Annotated in this window: 15 protein-coding genes; 7 read left to right on the plus strand and 8 right to left on the minus strand. The window is 72.7% G+C overall.

Annotated elements, in window-relative coordinates; translation table 11 throughout:
• Nucleotides 1-2 precede the first annotated feature (2 nt).
• Complete coding sequence (gene cobN / locus ID574_RS46080; protein WP_223167773.1) at nt 3-3,596, plus strand: cobaltochelatase subunit CobN; 3,594 nt, start codon at nt 3-5, stop codon at nt 3,594-3,596.
• Here the strand turns inward: cobN and ID574_RS46085 are convergent.
• From ID574_RS46085 to ID574_RS46110, 6 genes are read right to left on the minus strand one after another with little or no spacing between them, the layout of a single operon-like run.
• Complete coding sequence (locus tag ID574_RS46085) at nt 3,551-4,903, minus strand: cobyrinic acid a,c-diamide synthase CobB (protein WP_188195587.1); 1,353 nt, start codon at nt 4,901-4,903, stop codon at nt 3,551-3,553. The two genes, cobN and ID574_RS46085, sit on opposite strands and share 46 nt — an antisense overlap.
• Before the next feature lie 8 nt (nt 4,904-4,911).
• A complete protein-coding gene (gene cobO / locus ID574_RS46090; RefSeq protein WP_188195403.1) occupies nt 4,912-5,514 on the minus strand; it encodes a cob(I)yrinic acid a,c-diamide adenosyltransferase in 603 nt (200 codons plus the stop codon).
• A 5-nt stretch (nt 5,515-5,519) separates the two neighbouring features.
• Entirely contained in the window at nt 5,520-7,631 is a 2,112-nt protein-coding gene (locus ID574_RS46095) for a magnesium chelatase subunit D family protein (RefSeq protein ID WP_188195404.1), read from the minus strand.
• The gene (locus ID574_RS46100; RefSeq protein WP_188195405.1) at nt 7,628-8,197 is read right to left on the minus strand and encodes a histidine phosphatase family protein; all 570 of its coding nucleotides are present in this window, start codon (nt 8,195-8,197) and stop codon (nt 7,628-7,630) included. The genes ID574_RS46095 and ID574_RS46100 overlap by 4 nt, the downstream gene beginning before the upstream one ends.
• 5 nt (nt 8,198-8,202) lie before the next feature.
• Nucleotides 8,203-8,913 (minus strand): CbtA family protein, encoded by a 711-nt coding sequence (locus ID574_RS46105; protein WP_188195406.1) that lies wholly within the window; start codon nt 8,911-8,913, stop codon nt 8,203-8,205.
• A 9-nt stretch (nt 8,914-8,922) separates the two neighbouring features.
• Nucleotides 8,923-9,111, minus strand: a complete 189-nt coding sequence (locus tag ID574_RS46110; protein ID WP_188195407.1) for a CbtB domain-containing protein — start codon at nt 9,109-9,111, stop codon at nt 8,923-8,925.
• A 255-nt stretch (nt 9,112-9,366) separates the two neighbouring features.
• Here ID574_RS46110 and ID574_RS46115 point away from each other — a divergent pair, with 255 nt between their 5' ends.
• The 6 genes from ID574_RS46115 to ID574_RS46140 all read left to right on the plus strand — a co-directional run bounded on the left by ID574_RS46115 (nt 9,367) and on the right by ID574_RS46140 (nt 12,926).
• Nucleotides 9,367-9,723: a BlaI/MecI/CopY family transcriptional regulator gene (locus ID574_RS46115; RefSeq protein ID WP_188195408.1), complete on the plus strand. Its 357-nt coding sequence runs from the start codon at nt 9,367-9,369 to the stop codon at nt 9,721-9,723.
• Entirely contained in the window at nt 9,720-10,625 is a 906-nt protein-coding gene (locus tag ID574_RS46120) for a M48 family metalloprotease (RefSeq protein ID WP_188195409.1), read from the plus strand. Before ID574_RS46115 ends, ID574_RS46120 begins: the two co-directional genes overlap by 4 nt.
• Before the next feature lie 61 nt (nt 10,626-10,686).
• Nucleotides 10,687-11,181, plus strand: a complete 495-nt coding sequence (locus tag ID574_RS46125; protein ID WP_188195410.1) for a helix-turn-helix domain-containing protein — start codon at nt 10,687-10,689, stop codon at nt 11,179-11,181.
• A gap of 3 nt (nt 11,182-11,184) precedes the next feature.
• Complete coding sequence (locus ID574_RS46130) at nt 11,185-11,607, plus strand: hypothetical protein (protein ID WP_188195411.1); 423 nt, start codon at nt 11,185-11,187, stop codon at nt 11,605-11,607.
• A gap of 191 nt (nt 11,608-11,798) precedes the next feature.
• The gene (locus ID574_RS46135; protein WP_188195412.1) at nt 11,799-12,173 is read left to right on the plus strand and encodes a DUF2516 family protein; all 375 of its coding nucleotides are present in this window, start codon (nt 11,799-11,801) and stop codon (nt 12,171-12,173) included.
• A gap of 18 nt (nt 12,174-12,191) precedes the next feature.
• The gene (locus tag ID574_RS46140) at nt 12,192-12,926 is read left to right on the plus strand and encodes an alanyl-tRNA editing protein (RefSeq protein WP_188195413.1); all 735 of its coding nucleotides are present in this window, start codon (nt 12,192-12,194) and stop codon (nt 12,924-12,926) included.
• A 102-nt stretch (nt 12,927-13,028) separates the two neighbouring features.
• Here the strand turns inward: ID574_RS46140 and ID574_RS46145 are convergent, their stop codons facing one another.
• Together ID574_RS46145 and ID574_RS46150 are read right to left on the minus strand one after the other, a co-directional pair.
• Nucleotides 13,029-13,700: an ATP-binding protein gene (locus tag ID574_RS46145; protein WP_223167774.1), complete on the minus strand. Its 672-nt coding sequence runs from the start codon at nt 13,698-13,700 to the stop codon at nt 13,029-13,031.
• Nucleotides 13,701-13,930: 230 nt separating this feature from the next.
• Nucleotides 13,931-14,293 carry a DsrE family protein gene (locus ID574_RS46150; protein WP_188195414.1) on the minus strand — a complete coding sequence of 121 codons (363 nt, stop codon included), beginning with the start codon at nt 14,291-14,293 and terminating at the stop codon, nt 13,931-13,933.
• Nucleotides 14,294-14,314 lie beyond the last annotated feature (21 nt).

Genomic DNA, 14,314 nt, shown 5'->3' on the forward strand with positions numbered 1-14,314 from the left:
CCGTGCCCGCGGACAGCCGTACCGTCCTGCTGCTCTCGACCTCCGACACCGACCTGTTGAGCGCCCGCGCGAGCGGCGCGGCCTACCGCCTGGGCAATCCCGCCCGGCTGGTCCCCGACGACCTGCCCGCTCTGCTGGAGGGCGCGGACCTGGTCGTGGTACGTCTGCTCGGCGGTCGCCGGGCCTGGGAGGAAGGGCTCGACGCGCTGCTGGCCGGCCCCCGGCCGGTCGTGGTGCTGGGCGGCGAGCAGGCGCCGGACGCCGAGCTGATGGAGCTGTCCACGGTGAGCGGCGGCGTCTGCGCCGACGCGCACGCGTACCTGGCGCACGGCGGGCCGGCGAACCTGGCCGAGCTGCACGCCTTCCTGTCGGACACCGTCCTGCTGACCGGGCGCGGCTTCGCGCCGCCCGCCCCCACACCGACCTGGGGGCTGCTGGAGCGCGAGGCCCGGTCGCACAATGGGCCGGTGATCGGTGTGCTCTACTACCGGGCGCATCACATGGCGGGCAACACGGCCTTCGTCGAGGCGCTGTGCGCCGCCGTCGAGGACGCGGGCGGGCAGGCGCTGCCGGTGTTCTGCTCCTCGTTACGGACCGCCGAGCCCGAGCTGCTCGACACGCTGCGGGCCGCCGACGCGCTGGTGGTGACCGTTCTGGCGGCGGGCGGCTCGCGTCCGGCCACCGCGGGCGCGGGCGGCGACGACGAGGCGTGGGACGTGGGCGCGCTCGCCGCGCTCGACGTGCCGATCCTGCAGGGGCTCTGCCTGACCACCGGCCGGCGGGCCTGGGAGGAGGACGACGACGGCCTGTCGCCGCTGGACGCCGCCTCGCAGGTGGCGATCCCGGAGTTCGACGGGCGGATCATCACGGTGCCGTTCTCGTTCAAGGAGATCGACCAGGACGGGCTGACCGTCTACGTGGCCGATCCGGAGCGGGCGGCTCGGGTGGCGGGCATCGCCGTACGCCACGGGCTCCTGCGGCACATCCCGCCGGCCGAGCGGCGGCTGGTGGTGATGTTGTCGGCGTACCCGACCAAGCACTCCCGCGTCGGCAACGCCGTCGGCCTGGACACCCCCGCCAGCACCGTGCGCCTGCTGGCCCGCCTCGCCGAGGCGGGCCACGACCTGGGCGAGGGCTTCCCCGGCGTGGCCGAGCAGGACGGCGACGCGCTCATCCACGCGCTGATCGCGGCAGGCGGCCAGGACCAGGACTGGCTCACCGAGGAGCACCTGGCGGGCAATCCGGTACGCATCTCCGCCGCCTCCTACGAGCAGTGGTACCGTACGCTCCCCGAGGACCTGCGGGAGGCGATCGAGCGGCACTGGGGGCCGCCGCCCGGCGAGCTGTTCGTCCACGACGACGACATCGTCCTGGCCGCGCTGCGGGCCGGGAACCTGGTGGTCATGGTGCAGCCGCCGCGCGGCTTCGGCGACAACCCCATCGCGATCTACCACGACCCCGATCTGCCGCCGAGCCATCACTACCTGGCCGCCTACCGCTGGCTGTCGGCCGACTTCGGCGCGCACGCCATGGTGCACGTGGGCAAACACGGCAACCTGGAGTGGCTGCCGGGCAAGTCGGCCGGCATGTCGGCTTCCTGCGGCACCGACGCGGCCATCGGGGACCTGCCGCTGATCTACCCGTTCCTGGTGAACGACCCGGGCGAGGGCACGCAGGCCAAGCGCCGGGCGCACGCGGTTCTGGTGGACCACATGGTGCCGCCGATGGCGCGGGCCGAGACGTACGGCGACATCGCCCGGCTGGAGCAGCTCCTGGACGAGCACGCCACGATCGCGGCCATGGACCCGGCCAAGCTGCCGGCCATCCGGGCGCAGATCTGGACGCTGATCCAGGCGGCACGGCTCGATCACGACCTGGGGCTGGCGGACCGGCCGCACGACGCCGAGTTCGACGACTTCCTGCTGCACGTGGACGGGTGGCTGTGCGAGGTGAAGGACGCGCAGATCCGCGACGGCCTGCACGTGCTCGGGCAGGCGCCGGTCGGCTCGGTCCGGGTGGACCTGGTGCTGGCGATGCTGCGGGCGCGGCAGATGTGGTCGGGCCGCGAGACCCTGCCCGGCCTGCGTGAGGCCCTCGGCCTGGCCGAGGACGGCATGGCGGGGACGGCGGCCGTGGACAGGGCGGAGGCGACCGCCCGCGCCCTGGTGGAGGGGATGGAGGAGCGCGGCTGGGCGGCGGAGGCCGCACCGCAGGTGGCACGGATGGTCCTCGGCGCCGGCGAGCGGGTGGAGCTCGTGACGCGGATCCTGGTCTTCGCCGCCACCGAGATCGTCCCGCGCCTGGCCCGGACCACTGACGAGCTCGACCACGTGCTGCACGCCCTGGACGGCGGCTACGTCCCGGCGGGGCCGAGCGGCTCGCCGCTGCGCGGCCTGATCAACGTGCTGCCGACCGGCCGCAACTTCTACTCGGTCGATCCACGCGCGGTGCCCAGCCGCCTCGCCTGGGAGACGGGCCAGGCGATGGCGGAATCGCTGCTGGAGCGCTACCGCGCCGACACGGGCGACTGGCCGCGCTCGGTCGGGCTGTCCGTCTGGGGCACCAGCGCCATGCGCACGGCGGGCGACGACGTGGCCGAGGTGCTGGCCCTGCTCGGCATCCGCCCCGAATGGGACGAGGCGTCGCGCCGGGTCACGCGCCTGGAGCCGATCCCGCTCGCGGAGCTGGGCCGGCCGCGCGTCGACGTGACGGTCCGCATCAGCGGGTTCTTCCGCGACGCGTTCCCGCACGTGGTGGCCATGCTGGACGACGCCGTACGACTGGCCGCCGGGCTCGACGAGCCGCACGAGGACAACTACGTCCGCGCGCATGTGGCGGCGACCGGCGGCGACGAGCGCCACGCGACAATGCGGATCTTCGGCTCCGCGCCGGGCGCGTACGGGGCCGGGCTGCTGCCGCTGATCGACAGCCGCAACTGGCGCGACGACGCCGACCTGGCCGAGGTCTACGCGGTTTGGGGCGGCTTCGCCTACGGCCGCGACCTCGACGGCGTGGCCGCCCGCCCCCAGATGGAGGACGCCTACCGCAGGATCGCCGTGGCCGCCAAGAACGTCGACACGCGCGAACACGACATCGCCGACTCCGACGACTACTTCCAGTACCACGGCGGCATGATCGCCACCGTCCGCGCGCTCACCGGCCGGAGCCCGGCCGCGTACGTCGGCGACAGCACCCGGCCCGACGCCGTCCGCACCCGCACCCTGTCGGAGGAGACCTCGCGGATCTTCCGTGCCAGGGTCGTCAACCCGCGATGGCTGGAGGCGATGCGGCGGCACGGCTACAAGGGCGCCTTCGAGCTGGCCGCGACCGTAGACTACCTGTTCGGCTACGACGCCACGACGGGTGTGATGGCCGACTGGATGTACGACAAGCTCGCCGAGACGTACGTGCTCGATCCCGTCAACCAGGAGTTCCTGAACCGCTCGAACCCGTGGGCGCTGCACGGCATCGCCGAACGCCTCCTCGAGGCCGCCGAGCGCGGCATGTGGGAGCACCCCGACCCGGACGTCCTGCGGGGCCTGCAGGAGGCCTACCTCAAGACGGAGGGCGACCTGGAGGACGACACCAGCCGGTGAGCGAGGGCCGGCGTCCCGGCCCAGTGGAGATGCAGGTAGGACGCGGTGACCAGCGGGCCGCCGTAGCCGTCCGTGCCGCCGTCCTGCCACTGGAACAGGGGCTCGCCCGCCTGCTCCACCACGGTGCGGTGGAACTCGTGGCCCCGGAAGCGCTCCCCCGCCCGCGTCAAGGGCGAGTCCTTGAGTGCGACGGCGTCCCGGTACCCGAGCGTGAGCCTGCCGGTCATCCGCGCCCGGCCCGGTACCCGCCCGCACATGCGGCGGCCGTCCAGTTCCTCGCACAGGTAGAGGAGGCCGGCGCACTCGGCGGCGATCGGCCCGCCGAAGGAGGCCACCCGCGTGCGCAGCGGCTCGTTGGCGGCCAGCTCGGCGGCGTACATCTCGGGGAAGCCGCCGCCGATCACCAGCGCGGCCGTCCCGTCCGGCAGCTTCTCGTCGCGCAGCGGGTCGAAGGTCGCCACGTCCGCGCCCGCGGCCCGCAGCAGCTCGACGTGCTCGGCGTACCCGAACGTGAACGCCGCCCCACCGGCCACCGCCACGACGGCGCCGTCCTCGATGCGTCCGGTCTCCCGCGCCGGATCCCAGGCCACTCCGGTCTCACGCGCCGGATCCCAGGCCACTCCCGCGAGCGGAGGCGCCGAGGCCGCCAGCCGCATCAGCCCGTCGAGGTCGCAGGAGCGCCCCACCAGGGCGCCGAGCCGCTCTACCGCGCGTACCGCCTCGGTCTCCCGCTCCGCCGCGGGCACCAGCCCCAGATGGCGCGAGGGCGTGGAGACGGCGTCGTCGCGCCGGATGGCGCCGAGCACGGGCACGCCCACCGAGGCCAGCGCGGCCCGGCACAGCGCCTCGTGCCGGTCCGAGCCCACCCGGTTGAGCACCACCCCGCCCACCCGTACGCGCGGATCGAACGTGGCGAACCCGTGCACCACGGCCGCCACCGACCGGCTCTGCCGCGCGGCGTCCACGACGAGCACCACCGGCGCGTCCAGCAACCGGGCGACGTGCGCCGTCGAGGCGAGATCACCGTCCCCCTTGCCGTCGAACAACCCCATCACGCCTTCGACCACCGCCACGTCGCACCCGGCCGCGCCGTGCAGGAAGAGCGGGCGCACGCGTTCCTCGCCCACCAGCCACGGGTCCAGGTTGCGCCCGGGCCGCCCGGCGGCGAGCGCGTGGTAGCCGGGGTCGATGTAGTCGGGCCCCACCTTGTGCGGCGAGACCTTCAGCCCGCGCGCCCGGAGCGCCGCCATCAGTCCGGTGGCCACGGTCGTCTTGCCGCTGCCCGACGACGGCGCGGCGATGACCAGCCGCGGAACTACCACTCGATGCCCTTCTGACCCTTCTGCCCGGCGTCCATGGGATGGCGCACCTTGCCCATCTCCGTCACCAGGTCAGCCGCCTCCACCAGCCGCGCGGGCGCGTCCCTGCCCGTGATCACCACGTGCTGGTTGCCGGGCCGCCCGGTGAGCGTCTCCAGCACGTCGTCCAGATCCACCCAGCCCCACTTCAGCGGGTACGTGAACTCGTCCAGCACGTAGAACCGGTACGTCTCGGCCGCCAGATCGCGTTTGATCTGCTCCCACCCCTCACGGGCGTCGGCCGCGTGATCGTCCTCGGCGCCCGGCCGCCGGATCCAGGACCAGCCCTCGCCCATCTTGTGCCAGGTCACCGAGCCGCCCTCGCCCGTGCCGCCGAGCACCTTGAGCGCCCGCTCCTCGCCGATGCGCCACTTCGCCGACTTCACGAACTGGAACACGCCGATCGGCCATCCCTGGTTCCACGCCCTCAACGCCATCCCGAAGGCGGCCGTCGACTTCCCCTTGCCCGGCCCGGTGTGGACGATCAGCAGCGGCCGCGTACGGCGCTGCCGGGTCGTGAGGCCGTCGTCGGGCACGACGGCGGGCTTGCCCTGCGGCATGGTGATCAGACCGCCTTCCTGTGATCGCGTACGACCGAGCCCAGATCGGAGAGATCGTCGAGTGAGACGAGCCGGGCCCGGAGCCGGGCGGCCAGCCGCACCGCCAGGCCGAGCCTGACCGGCCCGCTCTCGCAGTCCACGACCACGCTCGCGGTGCCGTCCAGCAGGGCAGCGGCCCGATCCACGTCGCCGCCCGCCGTCGCGCGCCCGTCGGTCACCAGCACGAGCAGCGGCCGCCTGGCCGGATCACGCATCCGCTCCACGCGCAGCACCTCGGCCGCCCGCGCGAGCCCCGCCGCGAGGGGCGTACGGCCCCCGCTCGGCAGCGAGCGCAGCCTGGCCGCGCCCGCCTCCACCGACGAGGTCGGCGGCAGCGCCAGCTCGGCCGTCGCGCCTCTGAAGGTGACCAGGCCGATCTTGTCGCGCCGCTGGTAGGCGTCGAGCAGCAGGCTGAGCACGGCGGTCTTGACCGCGGTCATCCGCCTGCGGGCGGCCATCGAGCCGCTCGCGTCCACCACGAACAGCACGAGGTTGCCTTCCCTGCCCTCCCGCACCACCTCACGCAGATCGTCCCCGCGCAGCACCAGCCCGGGCCCGGTCCGGCCGCGCACCGCCTGGTACGGCGCCGCGGCCCGCAACGTCGCCGGCAGATGCACCTCCCGCACCCGCCCGGCCGGCCGCCGCGCCCCGATCGCCCTCCCGCGCTCGGTACGCGCCCTGGAGCGCCGCCCCGCGGCCCCTTCACCGAGCCCGGGCACCTGGATCAACGGCACCCGGTACGGCGCCCCCGCCGCGGCCACCCGGCCCGGCCCCTCACCCGCGCCCTCGGGCACGGCTCGGAACCGGACGCCGTCGGCGACCGGTGCCCCAGGTGGGGAGGGCGGCTCCGGCGCGCGCCGGCCGCCGTCCGGGGATCGTTCGGCCGCGCGTCCCGCCGGCTCCTCGACGTCCGGCGACCGCCCCGGCGCCGTGCCGTCCGAAGCCCGCCCGCCGCCGTCCGCCGCGGGGCCGGACCCCTGTCCGTCCGGTGCCCGGCCTGGTGGAGCGCCGCCGGGGGAGCCGTCCCCGTCAGGGCCGGAACCCCCACCTTCGGGGTCCTCATCTCCTGACGTGCTCGCCAGCAGCTCGTCCAGCAGCGCCTCGTCCAGCCCAGGTGCGTCGAACGGGTCACGCCTGCGCCGGTGCGGCAGCGACAGGCGGGCCGCCGCGCGTACGTCGTCGGTGGTCACGACGTCCCGCCCCTGCCAGGCCGCGTGCGCGATGGCGGCGTTCGCCGTGACCAGGTCGGCGCGCAGGCCGTCCACCTCGAAGGCGGCGCAAACCGTGGCGATCTGCCGCAGCCGCGCGTCCGGGAGGCGCACCCCGGACACCCGCCCACGAGCCTGGGCGATCCGGGCCGCCAGCGCCGACTCCTCGGCCGTCCACCGGGCCGCGAACGCCTCGGGGTCGGCGTCGAAGGCGAGCCGCCGCCGCACCACCTCCACCCGCTCCCCGGGATCCCTGGACGCCCTCACCTCGACGGTGAGCCCGAATCTGTCCAGCAGCTGCGGCCGCAGCTCGCCCTCCTCCGGGTTCATGGTCCCCACCAGCAGGAACCTGGCGGCGTGCCGTACCGACACCGACTCCCGCTCCACGTAGCAGGTCCCCATGGCGGCCGCGTCGAGCAGCAGGTCGACGAGGTGGTCGTGGAGGAGGTTGACCTCGTCCACGTACAGGACGCCGCGGTGCGCGGCGGCCAGCAGCCCGGGCTCGAACGCCTTCACGCCCTCCGTCAGCGCCCGCTCCACGTCGAGCGAGCCGACCAGGCGGTCCTCGGACGCCCCGACCGGCAGCTCCACCAGCGCGGCCGGGCGGTCCGCCCCCCGGCTCCCCGGCTCGTGCGGGCCGTCGGGGCACCCGGCGTCCGGAGCGGCGGGATCGCACGCGAACCGGCACCCGGGCACCACCGTCACGGCAGGCAGCTGTGCGGCCAGCGCGCGCACGATGGTGGACTTGGCGGTGCCCTTCTCCCCGCGTACGAGCACGCCGCCGACGCGCGGCGAGACCGCGTTGAGCACCAGGGCCAGCTTGAGGTCGCCGAGCCCGACGACCGCGCTGAACGGATAGGTGACGATCAAGACAGAGCCTTCCGGTTGACGTACGCGACCCGCCAGCCGTCCCGCGTGGCGACCAGTTCGGTGACGGACAGCGGCGCGAGATCGAAAAGTGCGGCAGAGGAGGGGCCGAGCCCCAGCACGTGGCCGAGCACCGCCCGGATGACGCCCACGTCGCAGACGGCGACCCCCGTGCACCCGGCGGGCTCCAGCGTGCCGAGCCAGCCCGCCACCCGGGCCGCGAGCCCGGCCAGGCTCTCGCCGCCGTGCGGGGCGGCGTGCGGGTCGGTGAGCCAGCTCGCCAGCGCGTCCGGCTCCTCCCGCGCGACCTGCCCGTACGGCAGGCCGCGCCACCGGCCGAAGTCGGCCTCCGCGAGGGCCGGGACCACGTCTTGCACGAGCCCCGCGGCCGCGGCGGTCTGCCGCGCGGCGCCGGAGGGCGCGACCCACGCCACCGCGCCGGAGTCGGTCGCCAGCGGCGCCAGGACGGCGGCGGCCCTGGCCAGGCTCGCCGCGTCCGCGTCCTCGTCACCGCCGGGGAAGCAGGCGGCACGCATGCCCGGCGTGGTCGCGTGGCGGACGAACAGCACCCCTCTCAACTCGTCGCGGCGGACCGGCGCGCGGCCCGTTCGCTCGCCCAGCCGAACAGCACGCCCAGAGCCGTCCAGAAGACCGCCTGCGTGCCGAGCGAGGCGAGCCGGAACTCCCACAGGAGCGTGGCGGGGAAGCCGTCGGGCACCTCGTCGATCGCCGGCAACAGCCACCACGCCGCCACCACCGGCACGAGGAAGGCCGTGACGGCCGCGCCCCACCTGGCCCAGGGCCCTGCGGTCACGTGGCGGGCCGTGACGACGGCGATCGCCGTCGCGGCCAGGCCGACGGCGATCATCACGACGTACAGGAGGGTCCGGCCGTTGATGGTGCCGGGGTCACCCACGGCCGGTGGGTTGGCGGGATATTTCAGGAACGGTACGAGGATGACCGCGGCGAAGGCCGCCCCAGCGGCGGCGAGCGCCAGCCCGCCGTCCGACCGGGGACCGACCCGCCCGCGCAGGGCCGCGTACACGAGGGCGAAGATGCCGCCCACGGCCAGCCCGTACAGGCCGGTGGCCAGGAAGAGCCCGGCCCGCTGGACCGGCCGGGAGACGAGCGCCTCCTCGCCGTGGTCGTGATGGGCACCGGTCGCGTGCTCCAGCGCGATCGCGCCCTCCACCCGCGGCTCACCGAAGGCGAACGCGAAGGCGCCGGCGATCAGCCCGGCCAGCAGGCCCAGGAGCAGGCCCCTGACCAGCAGGGTTCGTACCACGACGGGTGCCTAGTGGCAGGGCACGCCGAGCAGGTGGCGCCCGTCGTGCATGAGCTCATGCAGGTAGGCGCCCATCTGCGAGACGGCCCCGTTGTCCATGAGCACCAGGTAGGCGACCAGCAGCAGCACCGGCACGGCGAGCAGCCACAGTCGCAGGCGGAAAAGGGGAATCGCGGACGGAGTGGACAGGCCACTCATACAGGCCTCCTCAGGGATGACGCGTCCCGGCAGTGAGGTCACGGCCGCCAAGCGACCTGGCTCCCGGGATCGACGTCCCGGATACAGTGGCGCGTCCGCACCGGCATCTCACCGGATTTCCCTTGGACAACCGTGAAATCCCCCGAAACGTATCCCTTCCCCCCAATACCGTCAATGACATGACCAAGACGGTCACCCTGTGATATCGAGCACCCGAATATCAGCTCGACGCTTTGTAGAGCTACCCTGAAGGGCGTGAAGGGTCTTGGCGAGCTTGAGCGCAGCATCATGGACATCCTCTGGGCGGAGAGCACTCCCCTGACCGCCCGCGAGGTCGGAAGGCTGATCGCCGACCGCGACCTCGCCCCCACCACGGTGATGACCGTCCTCGACCGCCTCACACGCAAGGGTTTCCTCGAGCGGACCCGCGACGGTCGCGCATGGAGATATCAGCCGGCGGAAAGCCGCGACGCGTACATCGCCGAGCTTATGCTTGAAGCCCTGGACTTGACGGGCGACCGGTCGGCCGCCCTGACCCGCTTCGCCCAGGCCGTCTCGGGCCCTGAGGCGGAGATCCTGCGCAGAGCCCTCACGGAGCTGGAGGAAGAGTGATCACGGCAGTGGCGCTGGCGGCGCTCGCCATGGCGTGCGCGGTTGGCTCCTGGCGTTTCACGACGGCCCGGTGGACCTCACGCGCGCCCCGGCTGGCCATCATTCTCTGGCAGGCCCTGGGCGTGGCCTGGGGCCTGGCGACGACCGGCGCCATGCTGGCGTACGCGGTCGCCCCCTACGACCTCGGCGTGCTGCCGGGGCTGATCGCGTTCGCGCAGGGCGAGACGCCGCCCGCCCCCTGGGACGCGTTGCACGTGCTGGCCATGATCGCGGGCATCACCTCGCTCGCCGTGCTGGTCGCGGTGCTGATCACGGCCGGCGTGCAGGCGCTCCGGGCGCGGCGGCGGCACCGCATGCTGCTCGCGCTGATCGCCCGCGACGACCCCGCCATGCCCGGGGTGCGGGTGCTCGACCACCCGAGTGCGGCGGCTTACTGCGTGCCCGGTCTGCGCTCGCAGGTCGTGGTGAGCGAGGGCGCGCGCAAGCTGCTGTCGCAGGACGAGCTGGCCGCCGTGCTGGCGCACGAGGCGGCACACGTACGCGAGCGCCACGACCTGGTCCTGCTGCCGTTCGCCGCGCTGCGCCGGGCGCTGCCCTGGTCGAAGGTCGTGGCCGACGCGCAGGCGCAGGTGGAGCTGCTCGTCGAGATGGCCGCCGACGACCGTGCCCGCCGCTACTGCTCGCCGCGGCGCCTGGCCACGGCGCTGCTCAGGTTCGGGACGGCCGGGGCCATGCCGACGCCCCACGGCATGCTGGGCGTGCACGCCCACAACGTCATGGCCAGGGTCGATCGGCTGATCAAGCCGGCTCCGGAGCTGGGCGTGCCGATGCGGTATGGATTGATGGCGCTTTCTGTGATGTTGGTCACGGCGGCGCCGTTCTTGTGGTTCATCCAGCTCTGATGCTTGCTACCGTTAATCACCGTGTTTGCAATTGCAAGCAGCGGGAGGCAGACTAACGGGTATGGCACTACCCAAGGTCGGCTCGATCGGTGAATACATCCGCGAACAGCGGCAGCAGGCGAAGATCTCGCTGCGCCAGCTCGCCGCGGCCGCCGGGGTGTCCAACCCGTACCTCAGCCAGATCGAGCGCGGGCTGCGCAAGCCGAGCGCGGAGATCCTCAACCAGATCGCCAAAGGTCTGCGCATCTCCTCACAGGCGCTCTACGTGCAGGCGGGCCTCATCGAGGACCGCGAACCACCGAGCGACGTGATCACCGCCATCAGGGCCGACTCACATCTCACCGAGCGGCAACGCCAGGTGCTGATCGACATTTACGACTCATTCCGCAAGGAGAAGCGCGCCGAGGACGAGCAGACCTCCCAGAACGCCCGTCCCCAGCGCGACTCCGAACCGGACGACGAACAGCCGCTGCCCGAGGATTTTCTCGCCGCTCTTGAGCCCTACGCGGCGACCTCACGCAACGGCAACGTCAACCAGGAAACCAAGGAAGGTTAACCCATGACGCTCGCCACCGAGGTCAAGAAGCTCACCGAGTCCAAGCCGTTCTACGCGGTCGCGGGTGCCGGCGACTACGCCGTCGAGAAGCTGCGCGAGCTGCCCGAGCAGCTGCAGAAGCTCCAGTCGCGCCGCTTCGAGCTCGCCAGGGAGCTCCCCGAGAAGACGCGCGCCTACGCCGACAAGGCCGAGGCCTTCGCCAGGGAGTTCCCGGAGAAGGCCCGCGAATACGCCGGCCAGCTGACCCACAAGGCCACCGAGGTCTACGAGGACTTCGCCACCCGTGGCCGCAGGGTCGTCAGCCAGGCCACCGGCGAGGCCGCGCTCGAGCTTGAGGAGATGTCGGAGGCCGCCGAGCCGCCCGTCGCCGAGCCCGTCAAGAAGACCACCCGCACGACCCGCACCACCAAGGCCAAGACCCAGTGAGCCGAGCGGAGACCGCCGCCGCGGCCTCGACCAGGCATGACAGCAGGGTGACAGGCTGACGAGCAGGCGTTCCCGCGAGGGCCCGCCTCCCCATGGGGAGGCGGGCCTTTTCGCTTCGGGGTGCCCGGTTGCCGGTCGCTCCTATTAGGCTGGGGACCGATTCCATGCGGGCGTTGGGCGGAGCTGACAACATGAGCTTGATCAACGGTGTCTTCAACCTCCTCTTCATGGTGCTCGCCGCCGTCATCTTCGGCATGTCGGTCTACGCGCTCGTCCACGCGCTGCGGGTGCCGGGCAACGCGTTCATCTCGGCGGGCAAACTGAAGAAGGAGCTCTGGCTGCTGATCCTGGGTCTGGCGACGCTGTTCTCCGGCGCGGGGGCGTGGATGTACTTCAACGCCTTCCTGGTCGCGCTGGCCACCGGCAACACCGAGTTCATCGGCATCGGCCTCGGCCTGTTCTCGATCCTGGCCGTCATCGCCGCCACCGTCTACATCGTGGACGTCAAGCCCGCCGTCAAGGGCATGGGTGGCCGGGGCAACAGCGGCCCCTACGGCCCATGGTGATCGCACTAGGCTTGCGGCATGACCTACGACCTCCACGGACGCACCCAGCGACTGGAACTGTCGGACCAGAATCTCCGTGACTTCGAGGCCGTCGTGCTGGACGCGACGCCCGAAGGCATCGTGCTGAACAGGTCGGCCTTCTATCCGGGTGGCGGCGGCCAGCCGGCGGACCACGGGGTGCTCATCTGGCAGGGCGTGGAGACCCGCATCGCCGGGGTGCGCAAGGGCGACGACCTCTACCTGATCCCGGCGGAGGGCGATCCGATCCCGCCGGTGGGCACGGTGGTGGAGGGCGCGGTGGCCGACGCGCGCCGCTCGGCTCTCATGCGCACCCACTCCGGCCTGCACGTGCTGTGCGGGGTGGTGTTCAGGGATTACGGCTGCCTGGTCACCGGCGGCAACATGGACGAGCTGAGCGCGCGCATGGACTTCAACCTTCCCGAGGTGCCGCCGGGGTTCAAGGAGGCCGTCGAGGACGCCTGCAACGCCGAGATCGTCGCCGACAGGCGCATCGACGTGAAGGTGCTGCCCCGCTCCGAGGCCTTCGCCATCCCCGACATCGTCCGCACGGCCACCAACCTGATCCCCGACACCGTCCAGGACGTGCGCGTCGTCGACATCGTCGGCCTCGACACCCAGGCCGACGGCGGCACCCACGTGGCCTCCACCAAGCAGATCGGTCACATCAAGGTCGCCAAGATCGAGAGCAAGGGCCGCGGCTTCCGCCGCCTGCGCATCCAGATCTCCGACTAGGCCCACGCCTGCCCTTCGTTCCGCCGCACTTCGGTACAGGCCCCTCGGGGGAGTATGGGAAGGGACGGACCTGCGGCGAGGCGGCACGTGCCGAAACAGGGGCTACGTCCGGTCGCTCAGCGAGCCTTGCAGGGCTTCGCGGACGTCCTGCTCGACCTGTGCCGCATCGCGCCCTCCGACCTCGACGACCACCACGTTCCACCGGGTCGCCGCCAGCACGCGCAGAGTCAGCTCGCTCTCCCGGCGGAGGTGATCGGCGGCGGACTCCAGGTCATGGACGTCGCGCGTGCCCGGTGAGCGGCCGAGCTTGCCGACGTACCAATCCAGCCACTCCGGGCCCTCGCGTTCGATCGCTCTCCGCAGGGCGGCCTCCGGGGCGTCATGGAGGAAGACGACGCTGACCCGCGTCGGCGCCACCGCCTCCTCCAGATCGCGAACGACCTGGGCGATCGCCGTCTCGTCGTGCCCCCAGGCCACCAGTGACGGGACGAAGGGGATCAACGCATCCGTCACCAGCACGTCCACGCCGTCCTCCCGTGCCTGCTCGACGTAGGCCCTGGTGGCCTCGACCAGCGTCCGGGGTCGCACGCTGCCGGCTCCTCCGGCGAACTCCTCGGCCACCGCACGGAAGGGGGCCCGGGTGAGGACGTCCGACTCCTCGAAGTGATCGACCACGGTTCCCGTGCCGCCGATCCACCGAGCCAACGCACCGCACAGCGTCGATTTCCCCACGCCGGGACTGCTGCCCACGACGGCGATCACGTGTTCCGTCACCGCAGCAGCCTTCCACATTCACTTGATGTGCGGGCCATTTGGCTGCCTATCGTCCGTTATGCACGCCGGGCGCGGAGCCGCGCATCAGCCCGCACGGGCAGGACGGCACCCTCGATGAGGTGACCGAGGGCTCGACGGGCGGGTACACGATCGTCCTGTGCGGGCTCAGAGCCCTCCTGGAGCACGGCGTGGAGCTCGGCTCCGTACGCGACAGCCACCCGGAGTGGCTCTCAATAAACCAGGGCCTGCGCGCCCTCGGCCGTCACCTCCTCCACGAACGACGGAGCGCCGGCGATGCGCACCCCCTCGATGACGTCGTCCACGGTGATGTTCCTGCGCGCCGCGCACTGCGTGCAGAGCGTCACCCGTCCCGCCGTCAGGATGACGTCGAGCAGGTCCGCGAGCGGCGTGGCGTGCGGCAGGCTGAACTCCTTGGCCCGGCCGGGCAGCGCGAACCACGACGACTCGCCGGTCAGCCACAGGGAAACGGGTACACCGCTCGCGAGCGCGGCGGCCGCGACCGTGAACGCCTGGTTGCAGCGCTCAGGGGCGTCGGCCCCGGCGGTCACCTTGATCACCAGTGATCGTGCCATATCCGCCACCCTAGCTCTGAA

The sequence above is a fragment of the Nonomuraea sp. SYSU D8015 genome (assembly GCF_008065375.1).
GTDB lineage: Bacteria > Actinomycetota > Actinomycetes > Streptosporangiales > Streptosporangiaceae > Nonomuraea.

Excerpts from the sequence above, each read along its gene's own strand:
- cobO (WP_188195403.1), bottom strand. The coding sequence starts at position 5,514 with ATGCCGCAGGGCAAGCCCGCCGTCGTGCCCGACGACGGCCTCACGACC.
- ID574_RS46110 (WP_188195407.1), bottom strand. The coding sequence starts at position 9,111 with ATGAGTGGCCTGTCCACTCCGTCCGCGATTCCCCTTTTCCGCCTGCGA.
- ID574_RS46125 (WP_188195410.1), top strand. The coding sequence starts at position 10,687 with ATGGCACTACCCAAGGTCGGCTCGATCGGTGAATACATCCGCGAACAG.
- ID574_RS46130 (WP_188195411.1), top strand. The coding sequence starts at position 11,185 with ATGACGCTCGCCACCGAGGTCAAGAAGCTCACCGAGTCCAAGCCGTTC.
- ID574_RS46135 (WP_188195412.1), top strand. The coding sequence starts at position 11,799 with ATGAGCTTGATCAACGGTGTCTTCAACCTCCTCTTCATGGTGCTCGCC.
- ID574_RS46140 (WP_188195413.1), top strand. The coding sequence starts at position 12,192 with ATGACCTACGACCTCCACGGACGCACCCAGCGACTGGAACTGTCGGAC.
- ID574_RS46150 (WP_188195414.1), bottom strand. The coding sequence starts at position 14,293 with ATGGCACGATCACTGGTGATCAAGGTGACCGCCGGGGCCGACGCCCCT.